Below are 17,868 nucleotides of genomic sequence, written 5' to 3'. Positions count from 1 at the left end.
TGCACGAGATCGACGAACTACAGCGAGCACGCCGATCTACGACTGAGGGGACCGAGAGGCCCTGCCTGCATGCACGTATCCCCGGAAGATCACACCATCAGGGCCCTTGTTCGACCTGCACGCCATGACCGGTTGAGAAACGGCTACTCAACGTGCAGCGGCCCCTTCTGCTGCCCAGAGTTGGGCAGCCGCCGCTGGCGAATCATGGCGAAGAGTATTGTCCAACTGGATCTGTCGGGCGACAAACTCGCCGTTGGCGCGTGTAGCCCCAATAAGCAATGGCCTTACAATCCTGCCCTCAGGCAGGCCCGCGAAATACAAACCAGGCAACGCGCCAACTCCCTTGCGATGCACCGGAGATCCGTTCTCATCAAGGGCCGCGCCGGGCAAGACCCGATAGTCCGGTACGAACCCTGTCGCCCAAATGATCGTTGTGATGTTGTTGGCGATGAGGTCCAGGCTCTTCCCATAGCCGGAGAGAAGCGAGGTATCGACGATAGTAGGTGGTGTTCGGCCAGGGACCTCCAGCCCTCGCTTTTCGATGGCTGCGTCGATAGCGTCCAAAAGCTCGTGCTCTGCACGGGCAGCAGCTTCCGCTATCGAGCGGACATTCTCTTCCAGCAACAAAACCGCGCCCTCCGCGGCGCGCACAGAGCCGACAAGGGTGACACCCTGCTTGGCCAGGATGGACAGGTTCAGGTCTCGACCGCCGTCTCTACCACTGAGTACCGACGCACCAGGCAGCGAAAGGGACAGATCACGTCCCACAGACGCGGACTCGAAGTTGCCTTCGATTGACATGAACCGCAGCCAGTCGAGCACGCAGGCGCCGCGGTAGAAACGGGGCGCAGTCTTGTGACGACCGACCGCGAGGTATACGTCCCGACCAGATTCACGCACATCCTCGCAAATCTGCTGCCCGCTGCTCCCGGCACCCACGACGAGAACTGCACCGTCTGGCAAGGACTGGGGATTACGGTAATGCGAACTGTGCAGCTGCGTGATCGAAGGGTCGACATCCGAGGCCACATCAGGCACGCACGGAGAAGAATACCCACCCAAGGCCGCAACTAGATTGCGGGACTCTATGACATCACCATCATTGGCGAGATGGACCCGGAATCGTGCATCGCGACAGGACGGGTTATCAATCAGAGACTCAACAGCCCGAACGGGAGTACGTTCGCGAACCTGGATACCCATTCCGGACACGTAGCGCCTGAGGCGTTCAGCCACCTCACGGGCCGGCATAAAGCCTTCAGGGTCGTCGCCATCGTATGGCCAGCCCGGAAAATCAACCATCCGATTCGGCGTATTAACGTACAGACTGTCCCAACGCTCATGTGCCCACGCTTGGCCGACCTCGCCTCGTTCCAGCACCAAGGATTCATAGCCAAGTCTGGCAAGCGCCCCTGCGACGCCGCATCCCTGCTGGCCGCCACCGACTATCACTGTTTCGATGAACATACGAAATTCCATTTCCTGATGCGGTGAACTTATGCTGCGGGTTTATGGTCGCGGGGATTGCTGGAGGCCAGCAATTCGGCAGCCTCCAGACCGGACAGAACGGCCGCACAGGCATGGTACGCAGGCGGCCCGACGGTATTCCCGACGTGGTATATGTCGGTTTCCGCGTCGTAGATCGCAGGCTTCTGGACGCCACGGGGCAGAATATCTTGAATGGATACCCGCCGCAGATCGTGCTGCTTCTTGAACTCTGCGGGAGAGACGAGTTGTCGAAATATTATGTCGGCCGAAAAACCAGGGATCATTCTCTCCAACTCGCCCAAGATGTATTCTTGAATCACCTCCACGGTCGGAGCATCGAATTCCTCGACGCCACGCGGATAGTAAAAGTACACGTTGAACGACCGGTACTCTGCGGTAGCCGCACAGGGAAATATGTGAAAGCCGAATCGACTCGGCAGTTGACCTGCATCGAGCATCCCGAGCCAGCGGCCAAGACCGGATGGCAGATGAGCAACGGTATGGACGCCTGCCGGGAATTGCACGTCGGGCCGTGTGGCAATGTGCAAAGTGGCTAGTTCCAGACCCGATCGGGTTGCATTGTGACTCAATCGGCCTTGGCTGGATACGATCCACCGGGCGCGATACTCGCCCCGGGAGGTCATTACGACTTTGCCGCCCTCTGCTTGGCGGACATCATGCACATCGGTGTCGAATTGGAGACGACCACCGAGGTGAACCAAGCGCGCAGTCAACGCATCAGTGATCTCTTGCGGGCCACCTGCCGGCGTGATCAGTTTGTCGTATCCGTAATCGGGGTTCCTGCTGGACCCCTGAAGGAACCAGTCAAGCCGGTGGGTGGCGGGACTGAGGCCGGAGACATACGAGGGTATCGCCAGGAAATCCGCGAAGTCTCGATTGCGCACAGTAGCGTCCAGGAGTTGTCCGGCATATTCAAACCTATTTTCGCTACCGGGATCGCGCAGGGCTCCAGTCATTCTGTCCCTGTCCGGCTCGTGCCGAGCCAGGTTGGCCAGAGTTCGAGGGGTGGGCGGAAGGACGTACTCCTCGTCCCCGCAATAGAATATAGAACTGTGTTCGTGGAACGGTAGGTTCACTCCTATTTCGGACAGATATTGCCGCAGACTGGAACCGAAGTCGTTGCATGCGAGCGTGAATTGATACCCATTGATGCGCGTGCTCCCGCACAGCCCACCCGCCACGGAGCGGCGCTCCAGCACCAGAACCGAATAGCCCCGCTGCTGCAACGCGATAGCAGAAGTGAGGCCGGCGAGGCCGGCGCCTACGACTATGACTTCATTGGGCATATTAATTCACACCTTCTGTCCGGTTCCAATGTGAGATCAGTAGCTCGGCAATCTGCGCTATCTGTGGCTCCTCCATCACCGAGAAATGGTTTCCGGGAACAGTATGCATTTCCATTTCCCCCTCACAATAATTTGCCCACCATTCGCCTGCTCGGGGGTCTAGAACTTCGTCACGCTCTGCCGCCAGGAAATATATGATGTCGGCCGCGCATGGCTTTGGGTAGTAGCTCGCCAGCGCCAGATTCGTCTGCATCACAACGCCCCTGATGAGCGGATCCTCGGCGATTGCGGTTCGCAGTGCCGCCGTGGATTCAGGGGCAATATCGAGCAGGGTGTCCACCAGCTTTTCCACATCCGAGACATTCTGGAGCGAGTGCGACTGTTCGGAAGTCACAGTGTCGATCATCACCACAAGGGGCTTATCGATGCCTCGCTCAATCAACTGATATGCCATTTCATAGGCGACGACACCACCGGACGAGTGGCCTCCGATGACGTGTGGCCCGTTCGGCTGGACGGCCAGCAGCTCGTCCACGTACCGAGAGGCCATTTCGGTGATGCTCTCGTACGGTTTCTCGCCTACTTCCAGCCCTACCGCGCGAAATGCATGCACCGGTCGGTCGACCCCGAGATGCCGGGCGAACGCCTGGTAGGTGAAGACCGTGCCTCCTATCGGCTGAACCATAAATATTGGTGTCTGGCCCGGATTGCCTTGCTGGAGTTCGGTCAGGATGCCGGATGGCTCGGCGTGCAACCGTTCGCCGGTAACGGCAAGTTGTTGGATGTGGCTGACGAGCTCCCTGAAGGTGGGGTGTTCCAGGAGTAGGTGCGGGCCTACCGGACTGCCGAGTTCCTGGCGGACGCGGGTGCTGAACTCGACGGCCAACAGCGAATGACCGCCCCTGTCGAAGAAGTTGTCCTCGTCGTGTGGATCCGGAACGCCAAGCAGCTCACCCCACAGCTCGGCGAGTCCGCGCGCCAGCTCGGCTTCATCGGTGACGACCTTGCGTGACCTTTCGGCGGCAATTGCTGGAGTGCCGTTTTCCGAGATAGTCGCTGATCGCTCGAATGCGTACGTCGGCAGCTGTATCCTGGCGTGCTGCTCGCCGGCGTCCAATGCGCTCCAGTCAATCTCGACGCCGTCGCACCACAGTTGCGCGATGGTCTCCAGCAACGAGTCCCGCTCGGTGCCGGGCGATGTCGGGACAGGAAGTGCCGGGATCACGCCTCGAACCTTTTCCACGAGCGAGTGCAGCCGCGTCAGCGTGGTCAACGTCTTGCCCGGCCCGACCTCGACCAGCACGGTGTTGTCATCAGCCGAGTCCAGGAGCGTGGTGAGGCCCTTTTCGAACTGCACCGTCTGTCGAAGGTGCTGGGCCCAGTAATTGAGGTCGATAATGCCGGATTTCGGCAACCAATCTCCCGTCACGTTGGACACCACCGGCACCCTCGGTGCATTGGTGCTCACGGTAGCCGCAAAGCGTGCAAACTGACCCATAAACGGTTCCACCAGTGGTGAGTGCAACCCCGCCTTCATGGGTAGCTGACGTGCTCGGATTCCGTCGGCGTCCAGCGTTGACTGGAATTCTCGGATCGCATCGATAGGCCCTGATACCACGTTGGAGCGAGGACCGTTCATTGCCGCCACCGTCAGGCGTTCGTCCAGCCGATCGGCGAGAGTGGACATATCGAGCGATACCGCGAGCATCGCCGATTCCGGCAGCTCATCGCACAGCTCTCCACGCCGCGCTACAAGTTTGACCGCGCCCTCGACTGACAGTATCCCGGACACGCAGGAAGCGGTGTACTCACCAAGGCTGTGGCCGATGACCGCATCAGGGCGAATACCCCACGAATCGAGCAGCACAGCCAATGAATACTCGGTGGCGAAGATCGCCGCCATGTTCCTCGATGGGCGCAGCAATTGCTCTTCGGCGGATTCTTCTTGGCCGGACTCGGGGAACAGCAACTCCCTGATGTCGGTACCGAGGCTTCGTTCGAACAGCTCGGAACACCGGTCGAGTGCGGTGCGATAGACGGGGTGACGATCGTACAGATCGCGCCCCATACCGGGATGCTGGGTGCCTACCCCAGGAAACATGAATACCAGCCGGAGCGGGCGGCGCGAGTCCGCCACACCAGTGAACCCACGGTGCTGTTCCACATCTCGCAGAGTGGCGACGGCGTCTTCTGTGGTGTGGCAGACCATGGCGCGTCGATGCTGCAGCGAACCACGTCCGTGCCGGAGGGTGAAAGCGACGTCGCCCAGCGGATGCTGGTGGGTGCTGAGGTTATCTGCCAGGCGCCGGCTTATGGTCTCGAGCGCCGCCGGCGTCCGAGCAGAGATCGGCACCAGTTGCGGCCCGGCTGCGTGGTTGACTGGCTGCGGTGCAGGCGGGGCGTCCAGGACGACATGGGCATTGGTCCCACCGACGCCGAATCCGCTGACTGCCGCCCTGCGAGGGGCAGAGCCGGAGTCCGGCCACGGGATGGTTGTGGCGTTGACGTAGAACGGGCTATTCGGGGTATCCAGTTCGGCATTGGGTTTCCGAAAGTGGAGAGTAGCCGGGATGACGCCGTTTTTGACGGCCAGCGCTGCCTTGATGAGACCGGTCACCCCGGCGGCCGCGTCGAGATGGCCTAGGTTACTCTTCGCTGATCCGAGGGCGCAGAAACCTGTTCGATCGGTGTCGGCCCGAACGGCCTGGGTCAATGCATTGACCTCGACTGAGTCGCCGAGAACGGTGGCAGTGCCGTGCGTTTCAATGTAAGAGATGCTCTCGGCCGAGACGTTCGCCGCGCGCCAGGCCGACTGAACGACCTTTCGCTGGCCTTCGATGCTCGGTGCGAAGAAGCCGACCTTGAGGGCGCCGTCATTGTTCACGGCCGATCCCCGGATCACCGCGTGCACGGTGTCGTGATCGGCTAGCGCGCGGTTCAATGGTTTGAGAACTACGACGCCGACTCCGTTGCCGGGCAGCGTGCCCTGTGCCTCTGCGTCGAATGGCCGGCAACGGCCGTCCGGCGACAGGATTCCTCCCTCTTCGTAGTAGTAACCGGCGCTCTGGGTCAGGCCCACGCCACCGGCGAGTGCGAGATCGCAGTCACCCTCGATGAGACTCCGACAGGCAAGATGAACCGCGACGAGTGAAGTGGAACAGGCTGTTTGCACATCGACTGCCGGTCCGGTCAAGCCGAGCCTGTACGCGACCTGAGTGGCAAGGTTCTGCCAAGGGTTCCCGTTCATGAAGCGGCGTTCGGCCGTAGTCCCGGGTTCGGGTCGCGAGGCCGCGAACCGCTCCGCCCAGTCCCGAGGAAACGACGAGCCACCAAAAACACCAACGGGGGGCAATCCCTGCGTTCTTGGAGCATATCCGGCGTCTTCCAGCGCGGCCCATGCCGTCTCAAGGAACCGCCGCATCTGCGGGTCCATCAGTTCTGCGTCAGCCGGGCTGAGATCGAACAACTGAGGGTCGAAGCCGTCGCGATCGGCGATAAGCCCAGCCGAGGCGACCCAGTCTGTTTCCGTCCGGCCGGGGATCTCGTGGGTAATACCTTCGCGCCCCTCCCGTAGCAACGACCACAACTCGTCGACGGTCCGCGCACCGGGGAACTGGCCCGACATGCCAATGATGGCGATCGCAGAGTCATCGTCCGCTGTCTCAGGGGCGGGGACGGACCGGGTTACCGTGCGTGTCGCCGAGGACGCTCCCTCAATCAGCTTGGCGAGATGGGTGGTGTACGTACGCAGAGTGGGGTAGTTGAAAACATCGATCATGCCGAGTTCGGGGGCGTCGAAGAGATCGCTTATCCTCCGGTGAATCTCAGGGACATGCAGCGATGAGCCCCCTAGCTCGAAGAGAGTGTCGTCCAAGCCGATCTCGGTGACCCCGATCGTCTGCTCCCAGATGGCCCTGACGCGGTCTACCAAATCCGATACACCACTCGTGGGGCGAATCTCCCCTGCCTCATCCTCCATCGATGGTGCGGGAAGCGCGTTGCGGTCGACCTTGTTATTGGGGGTGAGCGGGAAGCGGGACAGGCTGACGTAGCCGGTCGGTATCATGTAGTACGGCAGTCGTTCGGAAATATGCCGGCGTAAATCGCTGGTCGCCGGCGGTTCATCGCCGGACGCGTAGGTGAAGTAGGCGGTCAGCCGCTTATCGCCGGGGCGGTCTTCACGGAGCAGTACCACGACGTCGTTCACGTCTGGGTGGGAGGCCAGAGCGGCCTCGACCTCGTTGAGTTCGATGCGGTGGCCGCGGAGCTTGACCTGGTGGTCCATCCGTCCGACGAATTCGAGGTTGCCCTCAGGGTTCATGCGGCACAGGTCCCCGGTGCGATACATGCGCGCACCGGGAACGAACGGGTCCGGGAGATAACGCTGGGCGGTGAGCTCGGAGCGGTCCAAGTAGCCCGCACCCACGCCGGCACCAGAGATATAGAGCTCCCCCGGCTCACCGTCAGCCACCAACTGTCCCGACGGGTCCAGCAGATAGATCCGGGTGTTCCTGATAGGCCGCCCAAACGGCGGCACCCCTCCACCCGGAGGCTCCGGGGGCAGGAACATCGTCGCGACGCACACAGTACATTCCGTAGGTCCATAGATCTGCAGGACCTTGAACGGAATGTGCGCGGGCAACCACATGGTGACCTGCTCGCCACCGGTAACCAGACACCGCATAGCGGCATCGGCCGGCCACGGCTCGGCCAGGCACGCCTCCGCCACCCTCGTGGTCAGGAATCCAACAGTAATCTCATTCTCGACGAACCATCGCACCGTTGCGGCCGGCGACACAATGACCTCGCGATGAACCACACACACCACGGCGCCCACGGCCAACGGCGCGAAAATGTCAAAAATCGCCGCGTCGAACCCCAGGTTCGTCGCGTGCGCCACCCGACTATCACCGTCGACCAGACCCTCATCCAGACACCACAAGACGAAATTGCTGATATTCGCATGAGTGAGCAGCGCGGCCTTGGGAGCTCCGGTCGACCCCGAGGTGTACAGAGCGTACGCGACATCATCACCAGAAACCTCGACCGGAACAGAACCCAGCCGTGATGCCGAATCCGCAACAATATCCGTATCAAGACACACAGTCCGCCCAGACTCGATCCCGATCTGCTCAGCAGTCTCCGTAGTCGTAACGGTCACAGCTAGACCGCTGTCCTCCCGGATAAAAGCCAACCGGCCAACCGGCTGCTCCAAAGCGAGCGGCACACAGGTACCACCCACTTTGAGAATCGCCAACAAGGACGCAACAGCATCGATTCCCCGAGGCAAACACACACCAACCAGATCACCGCGCCGTACATTCCTGGCCAGCAACTCAGCGGCAATATCATCACTCCGCCGCACAAGCCCGGCATAACTCACCGAATCCGTGCCATCAACCACCGCAACCCGATCCCCACCGATCAAAGCCCGCCGCTCAACGAGAACATGGACCGGAACATCGCGATAACCCACATCACTGCTCATGACTGTTACGCCCCTTCGAGTATTTTCGATGAACGACCGGTGATCTCCGCCGGCACCATCCTGACAACGCCCGGCAGCGACACCCAGTCCCCGACCAGGCGGTCCGGATCCGCGATGCCCGAATCGAGGAGATCACACAACCAGTCCAGGAGGTTCGTCATCGTTTTTTCGTCAAACAGATCCGAGCGGTACTCCAACTCCAGTTGGATACCGGGCAGCGTGCCCGCGCGGTTGGAGATGATGTGCAGGGTCAGGTCCCACTTCGCGCCGAGGGGGGACCCGTGCCGATATTCAACATCGATCCCGGTGGTCGAGAATGTACGGCGCTGCACCTCCTGCGACACGATCGCGACCTGAAACATCGGCGCGGTGCCGGGAATCCTGGTGCTCATAAGCTGCTCGACCAGGTGAGGGAATGGGACTTCCTGGTGGTCGTGGGCACCCAGAACGTTGTCCCGCACGCGGCTCAACAGGTCCCGAAAGCTCAGCGAACCAGAGATTTCGGTCCTGAGCGGCACCAAGTTGAGGAAGTAGCCGACAGTTCGCTGAAAGCCGGCCGGCCGGTTGGCCAGCGGTGCGCCGACCACAATGTCGGTGCTTGCGGTCCAGCGCGCAAGCATGGCCTGATAAGCGGCCAGGACAATCATGAACGGTGTGAAACGTTCGGCGCTGCCGAATTCCCGCAGCGCACGCACGATTCCAGGCGACAGCGTTGCGCGTACGACGGCGGCCGGACCGGAAGCTGAGGCCGGTCTCGGATGATCGGTCGGTATCTCCAGCACCGAAGGTGCCCCGGCCATATGTTGACGCCAGTAGTCGACGCTGGGCTCAAAGCCGCCGCACCGAATCTGCTGATTCTGCCAGGCTGCAAAATCTGCGAAGGCCGGGGAAGGTGCGAGTTCGAGCGACTTGTCCGATGAGGCCGCGGCATACGCCTCGGTGAACTCCTCAAACAACACATCCAGCGACCACCCGTCAACTGCAACGTGGTGGATGGCCAGCACAAGAACATGGAGCTCCGGACTCACCCGCAGCAGCGTGGTGCGCAACAGTGGTCCGTTCGCCAGGTCAAAGGGAACCCGAGTCAGCTGATCCACCAGCTCCCTTTGAACGACCGCCCAGGCGTCGTCCTCCTCACAGTCGTGCAGTTCAAGAGGTACGGGCGCCGGGTCGATCACGATCTGCCGCAGCGTGCCCTCGACCATGCGTAGGCATGTGCGTAGTGCCTCGTGACGACGCACGAGGTCGGTCAGGCAGTCCTGGACCAGCGCGGGCTCGAGGTACCCGCGAATGGTGAGTAGTGCCGTCTCGCTGTAGGCCCGGTCCTGGGGCGCCAGTTGTTCCTGCAGCCACAGGCCGAACTGCCCTGACGTTGCTGTGACCGGGTGATCAGCGTCACGCGTGCCGATCATGGCTATCCGGCCCGGCGCTCGATCAGCGCTGCCTACTCCCTCTTCAATCAGTGCCGCCAGCTCTCCTACCGTGGCGCCGGCCAACACTTGGGAGAAAGGTATGTCCGCAGCATGATTGCTTCGTATCCATTCAACGACCCGGCCCGCCATCAGCGAGTCTCCGCCAAGGACATGGAAGTCGTCATCGACGCCGATCGGCGCCGTCCCCAATAGTTCTTCCCATAGCGTGACCAAGTCGCGCTCGATGTCCGTCCTCGGCGCAAGATAATCTTCCGCCATACCGTGGCGGGTGTTCTCTGGTGCGGGAAGCGCGTTGCGGTCGACCTTGTTATTGGGGGTGAGCGGGAAGCGGGACAGGCTGACGTAGCCGGTCGGTATCATGTAGTACGGCAGTCGTTCGGAAATATGCCGGCGTAAATCGCTGGTCGCCGGCGGTTCATCGCCGGACGCGTAGGTGAAGTAGGCGGTCAGCCGCTTATCGCCGGGGCGGTCTTCACGGAGCAGTACCACGACGTCGTTCACGTCTGGGTGGGAGGCCAGAGCGGCCTCGACCTCGTTGAGTTCGATGCGGTGGCCGCGGAGCTTGACCTGGTGGTCCATCCGTCCGACGAATTCGAGGTTGCCCTCAGGGTTCATGCGGCACAGGTCCCCGGTGCGATACATGCGCGCACCGGGAACGAACGGGTCCGGGAGATAACGCTGGGCGGTGAGCTCGGAGCGGTCCAAGTAGCCCGCACCCACGCCGGCACCAGAGATATAGAGCTCCCCCGGCTCACCGTCAGCCACCAACTGTCCCGACGGGTCCAGCAGATAGATCCGGGTGTTCCTGATAGGCCGCCCAAACGGCGGCACCCCTCCACCCGGAGGCTCCGGGGGCAGGAACATCGTCGCGACGCACACAGTACATTCCGTAGGTCCATAGATCTGCAGGACCTTGAACGGAATGTGCGCGGGCAACCACATGGTGACCTGCTCGCCACCGGTAACCAGACACCGCATAGCGGCATCGGCCGGCCACGGCTCGGCCAGGCACGCCTCCGCCACCCTCGTGGTCAGGAATCCAACAGTAATCTCATTCTCGACGAACCATCGCACCGTTGCGGCCGGCGACACAATGACCTCGCGATGAACCACACACACCACGGCGCCCACGGCCAACGGCGCGAAAATGTCAAAAATCGCCGCGTCGAACCCCAGGTTCGTCGCGTGCGCCACCCGACTATCACCGTCGACCAGACCCTCATCCAGACACCACAAGACGAAATTGCTGATATTCGCATGAGTGAGCAGCGCGGCCTTGGGAGCTCCGGTCGACCCCGAGGTGTACAGAGCGTACGCGACATCATCACCAGAAACCTCGACCGGAACAGAACCCAGCCGTGATGCCGAATCCGCAACAATATCCGTATCAAGACACACAGTCCGCCCAGACTCGATCCCGATCTGCTCAGCAGTCTCCGTAGTCGTAACGGTCACAGCTAGACCGCTGTCCTCCCGGATAAAAGCCAACCGGCCAACCGGCTGCTCCAAAGCGAGCGGCACACAGGTACCACCCACTTTGAGAATCGCCAACAAGGACGCAACAGCATCGATTCCCCGAGGCAAACACACACCAACCAGATCACCGCGCCGTACATTCCTGGCCAGCAACTCAGCGGCAATATCATCACTCCGCCGCACAAGCCCGGCATAACTCACCGAATCCGTGCCATCAACCACCGCAACCCGATCCCCACCGATCAAAGCCCGCCGCTCAACGAGAACATGGACCGGAATATCGCGATAACCCACATCAGTACCGTCGCGCGCCGCCGACACCTGCTCCACCTCCCCCGACTCAGTCATCTCTTTGTCGCGCTCCGGCCGTTGCCGTATCTCATCACTACTCATCGCTGTCACGCCCCTTCGAGTAACTTCAACGAATGGCCGGTTTATGCCGGATTAACCGCGCGTCCCCCTGGCGCTGACGCCCGCCTCTGGTTGGGCCCGCATGGAGGAGGGCTCGATTTTCGTACTCGAGTACAAGGAATCAGTCCACGAGCGGGGTTGAGATGAGCAATCGGATCCTGACTGACTATCCCGTCCACACTCGTGGAGGACCAATCCTCGATAGTCGGAAGCTATTTAGCTGGAATCTTCTGCGATTCCTCGATGCTGCATCACCAGAGGCGGCCGATCAAGCACTTTCAACTGCAACAGCCTCAGGCGTCCTCCAGGGCAGATGGCTGCTGGAAAATCCTTAACAACCTCATAGCAGCATGACCATCTCACTGGACTTGAAATCTTCCGGACAGGTCCCGCTGACTTGCTGCACAACACCCGAGAGCGAGGCTGGGTCTGTATGTCCGACCAGCTGCGAGTGGGCACGGTCTCGATTGCGGCACCCATTCGTGACTGAAGGCCGCGCAACCGTGGCGGCTGTGAGCGTGACCGCAGTCGGCGCCCGCGTGCACGCGAACGGGGTTACGGCGATCGTCTTGTGGCCTCGCTGAGAAGCTTCGCCTCGCTGAGAAGCTCCGCCCGGAATCTCACGGTTCCTCGGGGCAGACCGTCCGTGAGGCTGCGGTGTTTCACCGCCCCTTACGCACGACGCTCCAACTGTTCCGCGAATTCCAACCAACGCTGAGCACAGCCCCGTGCCATCTGGGCTACTGAATCGGTGCGGTGCCCGGGGACGGCTTGGACAAATTGCTGCACCTTTTCCCCCTGCAAGAGCAGCGGGGCATTCGTCATCTGCAGCAGCTCCCTGCCTGTTGCCGTCAGCCGCAGGGAGGGATCCTTCCGGAGTTGCGTCACGAGCTGCGCCATCCGCGTGTCCCCGGTTCCGGACGTGACCGCCGCGTCCGTCCCCGACGCCGGCTCGTTCGGGACGTATGCCGCTTCGGGCCCTCGAAGCCCACGGGGCACCGGGTCTTCGCCGCGCCGCACACGTTCCCTGACGTCACGAGCCGTGGCCAACGCGATTCCGGCCTCGTCCGCGATCTGCCGCAGCGTGGCATCAGGTTGTACGGCCAACAGGCGTCCGGCCCGCCTGCGTCCCTCGGCCGGGTCTACCGGCCGCAGCCTGCCATCCCGTCCCCTGCGCATGTTCAACTGTCCGTCCTGGGCAGTTGAACACCGCCGTGCCGCCGCCACGGTGCCGGCGGTCACCCCCGCAGCCGAGGCGATCAGACGGTCGGACCATTGGGGGTGCGTGCCGAGTATCCGCGTAACGGCAGCCGCGCGATCGGCCCGGGTCAAAGGCAGTCCACGCGAAGTGTTCAGCCGTACCGCCTCAATGAAGGCGTCCTCTGGGGTGCCCTCGTAATAGCAGACGTCCACGTGGTCATCTCCGCGGAGACGTGCCGCATGCACACGATGTACCCCGTCGATGACGCGGAGCGTGGGCCAGTGGACCAAGATGGGCGGCAGCGCATTCGCGATCCGGGCGAGCTTCTGCACATGCTCCGCGTCCACGCCGGCGGACCTGGGCGATTCTGCGAGCTGCAACTGCTGCAGGGGCAATGCCGTAGGCCGGGACCAACCGTTGAGGCCTGCCTCAGCCTGCGTCCCCGGCTGGTTCGTGTTGTCCGCCCGTCGACCTAAATCCCCCGACACGACACTTCCTTCCACTCAAGTGAAGGGACCGGCGGGTCCGTTGCCCACCCCACCCGAGACGGGCGTCCACGGTAGACAGCGGATGCCAGAACGTCAACTTGTCCGCTATGGCGGACAGTGTGACCAGGCCCGACTCTGATCGTGGCCGTCAGCACTTCCCTGCCGATCAAGGCCTCGATCGGTCACCGTGCGACATTCAGCCCGCACGCCGACGGAGTCGATCACGCCGGTGGCGGCAGCGCCGATGCTGGCTTGAATTCACTCATCCGGCGGCGCAAGATCCCGGGTTCCGCAGTTGATGTAGCGGGGTAGTCCGTGGATTCGGGGGTTGACGTACGGAAACACGCCGCCGGCTGGTGGGACGGCGTGTATCTGGGGCCGATGGTTCGTGCTGGACAGCGGCTCGCGGGGGCGAGCTGGTAGATCCGTGGCGGTGGGTCGCCACCTATCCCAACCCGCCTCCCACCACAGCTGATCACCAGCTACCGCAACGAGACGACGCCCCGCCAGGCACGCCCACCCGGTCACTCAGAAAGCAACGCACCCATTGGTCACTGACTGGGTGAGAGAGCGAGCCCCGTGACAGGCGAGGCCCTCGGAGTGGTGAGCGAGGTGTCTCACGTCCCAACTCACCGATCCGGGGTCCTCGTTGGTCACGTATCATTGCGCACTCGACCTGCCACATGCACTGGTGGAGTGGGCCACCATGCTCATCATCGTCACCCGTGAGGGTGACCGCCGCTGCAAACTCCGGCCATCGGGGCGGGCCCTGGTGGCGCTGGTGTATCTGCGCGAACACGCCACCCTCGGCAAGATCGCCGCGGGCTTCGGAATCAGCGAGGCCACCGCTCACCCCCACGTACACAGCGTCACCGGCCTTCTCGCGGACCATGCCCCATCGCTGCTGCGTGCGCTGCGTCAGGCAAAGCCGCAGTACGTGCTTGTCGGCGGCGCCATCGCCGAGTGCGACCGAGTCGACGACAACATCCGCGACTACTCTGGCGAGGCCAGACGGCACGGCGTGAACATCCAGGCCGTCACCGGACCGGCCGGCGAACTCCTTTGGTACTCGCCCGCGTTGGCGGGCCGGACCGTGGACATCACCGCCGCCCGCACCCATCACGTCGTCACTGTCTGTGAGTATCTACGAACCCCCGTGCTCTCCGACGAGGCGTACGAAGGAGCGGGCGGCACCTTCACACCCCGTTCAAGCGTCACTGCGGACGCGAACTCACGATGCGCCAGAAGGGCGTCAACAGCGCGCACTCCCGACTGCGCAGCCCGATCGAGCGGGCCTTCGCCCGCCTAAAGACCTGGCGAATCTTCCGCAAAGCCCGCTGCAGCCCCCACCGCCTCACATCAATCGTTCAGGCCGTCCTCACCCTCGAAGCGGCACCGCTCAAGAAGCTCACTCCACGAAACTGCCCGGTGCATCGACAAGTTGTTGACGCACCAACCCCCTCACCATCCCAACCGGAAGAGCGAGGTTAATCGCCGCTTTGTTCGCCGCGGTCGTTCCTCGCCCCGCACCCAGCCGCGTGCTGCCGACGGCAGCTGCACCCGGTCGGCCCGGCGGTGCCGGTGCTTCGTATGCTCGCAGTGCGGGGAACCGGAAGCCGATCTTCGGAGGCGAACGACCATGTCGGAACCGCGTGTTGTCCTGGTGACGGGCGGGGGAACGGGAATCGGGGCCGCCACCGCCCGGCTGCTGCGCACCGCCGGGCACCAGGTCGTGATCTCCGGGCGGCGGCCCGAGCCACTGCGCCGGGTGGCCGAGGAGACCGGAGCGCTGGCCCACCCCTCCGACGCGGCTGACCCCGAGGCCGTGCGCGAGCTCGTCGAGACGACGGTGACGGCCTACGGGAGACTCGACGGAGTGGTGCTCAACGCCGGAATCGGGCGGGGCGGCGCGGTCGGCGACACCGCGGTCGAGGACTGGGAAGAGCTGATACGGACCAACCTCACCGGCCCGTTCCTGCTGCTGCGTGCCGCGCTGCCGCATCTGCTGGCGGCCCGCGGCGCGGTGGTCGCGGTCACCTCGGTCGCCGCGCTCCGCAACAGCGTCGGCAACGCCGCCTATGCGACGTCCAAGGCGGGTTTGCTCCACCTCTGCCGTTCCCTCGCCATCGACTACGGGCCGCAGGGGTTGCGGGCCAACGCGGTGTGCCCGGGCTGGGTGCGTACGGAGATGGCCGACCAGCGGATGGCGCGGTTCGCGACGGAGGCGGGGCTGGCGGGCGGTGCCGAGGCGGCATACGAGGAGGCGAACCGGCTGACTCCCGCCGGACGGCCGGGTCATCCGGAGGAGGTCGCCGAGGCGATCGCCTGGCTGCTGTCACCCGCCGCGTCCTACGTCAACGGGGCCGTCCTCACCGTCGACGGCGGGATGACCACGGTCGGCGTCGGCGGTGCCGCCTTCGACTACCGGATCGAGGCGCGCACGCCGCGCCTGTAGCGGACTACCGGGACAGGCCCGTTCCACAGGGCCCGATGTGCGACAGAGCCGTTGGATTGACAGGCCCTGCCGGAACACTTGCGTTCGTCGTCGGCGGGGAACTGAGCCGCCGTTCACGGACCAAAGTAGACAGGGCTCGTATATCTTGACGCGCCCACGGCAGAGCTGGCCGTGCAGCGAGTGATCACCAGTGCTCTCGACCGGCCGCACACCCTCCCACCGCGCCTCATCGCCGTGCCGAGTTACTGGCCGCGTTGTCTGACGAACTTGCTGCCTGCCAGGATCAGATGGCCTCGCTCATCACAGCCGAGGTGGGAACCACCATCGGGTTCTCCCGCAGGGTACAAGCCGGTCTGCCGGTCGCTCCAGTGATCAGGATGCTGGTCATCAATACTCACTTCCTGCCGGATGTGTTCGGATGGATCGCGAAGTTCCGGGCTGGGACCGAGGCGTAAGCTCGCGCCACGTCGAGGAGGAATGCCTTCTCGCTGTCGAGGTCGCCGTTGTCGAAGTTGACGCGACCGTCAGCGGACTGCTGGTGAGGCAAGCCGGCGAGCTTGGCGCTGCGTGCCCCCGTCATCACACACGCGAGCACCGTCGCATCGACTTTGGCGTGAGCGACCCCCACAGCGGCCACATGGCGGCGCGCGCGAGCCCACGTACCGGTGGCCACATAGTCATTGAGGACGAGGATGGCATCCCGGGTCTCGATGATCTTGCGGTAGGCCAGCAGCCGCCAGGATGCCTGCGGCCACACGATCTCGAGCAGTCGGTGGCGGGGTTTGAGGAACGCGACGTTCGGCACAGCCTGTACCAGGTCGTGCCACAGCGGCCACAGGTACCAGATGGTGCAGATCTCTGCGACGGCGCCCTGCACGGCCCACAGCGAGGGTGTCAGGAGGGCGATCGCCCGTAGCAGCCCGTGCAAGTCCATGACGTACGGGAGGTACGGCAGCAGCCGATCGGTGTGAAGCAGCAGGTCGATGAGCTGGCAGAACCAGAATAGGCCGGAGAGCGCGGTGCCGATTCCGAACATCCGTAAGCTCGCCTTCAGGACGGGATTGTCCGTGCGTCTGCTGTACTGGCGGCACAGGGAGGTGCAGGAGATGTCCGCGGCGAGATGGACCAGAACCAAGACGAGCCAATAGGCAGTGGAGGGAGTCGGCGCACCGTGGCCCGTCACGGCGTGTTCCTGGTGCAGCGGAGCCAGGAAATCCAGGACCAGCAGGGACACTATGGCCAGGCTCGTCATGTAGCACACGCTCAGACGTAGTCGGCCACCGGCGGCCGTCGAGACGAAGTACAGGATTGCGCCCGACGAGAGCACTCCGATCAGGTTCCGTGCCAGGGCGATGGTGTGGACCCCTCCAGGGACCTGGAGAGAGAGTTGGGTTGCGGCGGGGAGCGTGAGCGTCATGGACACCACAGCGGTGGCCACGGCCAACCACAGTCCGCGCTGCTCAGGAGTGCGCAGGCCGGCGGAGGCACGCAAAGCCAGAGCCAGCCACAGGCAGCCCACACAGATGTAGTCGAACCAGCACAGCACGTCGGAGGGTTCAGCGTTCATCCGCGGCACGCGCCCCCAGCGCGGCTTCCAGCCGGCCCAGCACGCCGTGCGGAGCTCTGGCGGCGGACTGTGAAGCGCGGATGCGCAGCAGACTGGCAAGCATCTCCGCCTCCTGTTCCTGACGGTTGGTGTAGCTGGCGCGGCCGAGCAGCCGTTGCACCAACTGCGGGCTCAGATCGGGGAGAAGGGCCTGAGACACCTCGCTGTGGCTCAGGTCCGTGCCGCAGTGGTCAAACAGCATGTGCCCGATCTCATGCAGCAGGATGTGCTCTTGGTGCACTCGGCTGGTGCGCTGCTCGAAAAAGATGTGGTCGTCGGTCTCGGTGGCGAGCCACATTCCGCAGATGTCGTTCCGGACGTCCTGTTGCGGCAGCGGATGCAGATGCAACGGACGTCTCCGCTGGGCGGACAGCTCCTGGCACAAAGCATCGATGGTGAAGGGATTTGGCAAACTGAGTTGGTCCAGGACCGACTGGCAACGCTGATGTAATTGAGCGTACTTTTTCGGCATGCGTCTCCCAATGGCCTGCTGTGGGGAAGACCGGTCGCTTTCG

General features: G+C 63.1%; 8 protein-coding genes and 1 pseudogene. 2 read left to right on the top strand and 7 right to left on the bottom strand.

What is annotated here, in order from left to right; translation table 11 throughout:
* Positions 1-147 precede the first annotated feature (147 nt).
* From AB0I10_RS03205 to AB0I10_RS03185, 5 genes are all read right to left on the bottom strand, one after another.
* Positions 148-1,467: an NAD(P)/FAD-dependent oxidoreductase gene (locus tag AB0I10_RS03205; RefSeq protein ID WP_363150545.1), complete on the bottom strand. Its 1,320-nt coding sequence runs from the start codon at positions 1,465-1,467 to the stop codon at positions 148-150.
* 29 nt (positions 1,468-1,496) lie between these two features.
* Positions 1,497-2,795, bottom strand: coding sequence for an FAD-dependent oxidoreductase (locus AB0I10_RS03200; protein ID WP_363150544.1), 1,299 nt, complete (start codon positions 2,793-2,795; stop codon positions 1,497-1,499).
* A gap of 1 nt (position 2,796) precedes the next feature.
* On the bottom strand, positions 2,797-8,283 hold the full coding sequence (locus AB0I10_RS03195) for an amino acid adenylation domain-containing protein (protein ID WP_363150543.1): 5,487 nt from the start codon (positions 8,281-8,283) through the stop codon (positions 2,797-2,799).
* A gap of 5 nt (positions 8,284-8,288) precedes the next feature.
* Entirely contained in the window at positions 8,289-11,585 is a 3,297-nt protein-coding gene (locus AB0I10_RS03190; protein WP_363150542.1) for an amino acid adenylation domain-containing protein, read from the bottom strand.
* Positions 11,586-12,275: 690 nt separating this feature from the next.
* Positions 12,276-13,151: a streptomycin biosynthesis protein gene (locus AB0I10_RS03185; protein ID WP_363150541.1), complete on the bottom strand. Its 876-nt coding sequence runs from the start codon at positions 13,149-13,151 to the stop codon at positions 12,276-12,278.
* Between the two features lie 790 nt (positions 13,152-13,941).
* Here AB0I10_RS03185 and AB0I10_RS03180 point away from each other — a divergent pair.
* Positions 13,942-14,681, top strand: a pseudogene (locus AB0I10_RS03180) (transposase family protein); the annotation flags it as partial.
* Positions 14,682-14,931: 250 nt separating this feature from the next.
* Complete coding sequence (locus AB0I10_RS03175; protein ID WP_363150540.1) at positions 14,932-15,747, top strand: SDR family oxidoreductase; 816 nt, start codon at positions 14,932-14,934, stop codon at positions 15,745-15,747.
* A gap of 394 nt (positions 15,748-16,141) precedes the next feature.
* Here the strand turns inward: AB0I10_RS03175 and AB0I10_RS03170 are convergent, their stop codons facing one another.
* Positions 16,142-17,314, bottom strand: a complete 1,173-nt coding sequence (locus tag AB0I10_RS03170) for an MAB_1171c family putative transporter (protein ID WP_363150539.1) — start codon at positions 17,312-17,314, stop codon at positions 16,142-16,144.
* A complete protein-coding gene (locus tag AB0I10_RS03165; RefSeq protein ID WP_363150538.1) occupies positions 17,304-17,825 on the bottom strand; it encodes a hypothetical protein in 522 nt (173 codons plus the stop codon). The genes AB0I10_RS03170 and AB0I10_RS03165 overlap by 11 nt, the downstream gene beginning before the upstream one ends.
* Positions 17,826-17,868: the final 43 nt, after the last annotated feature.

Origin of the sequence: Streptomyces sp. NPDC050636, from assembly GCF_040654775.1 — a bacterium.
GTDB lineage: Bacteria > Actinomycetota > Actinomycetes > Streptomycetales > Streptomycetaceae > Streptomyces.
This window is presented reverse-complemented; position numbering and strand designations above follow the sequence as displayed.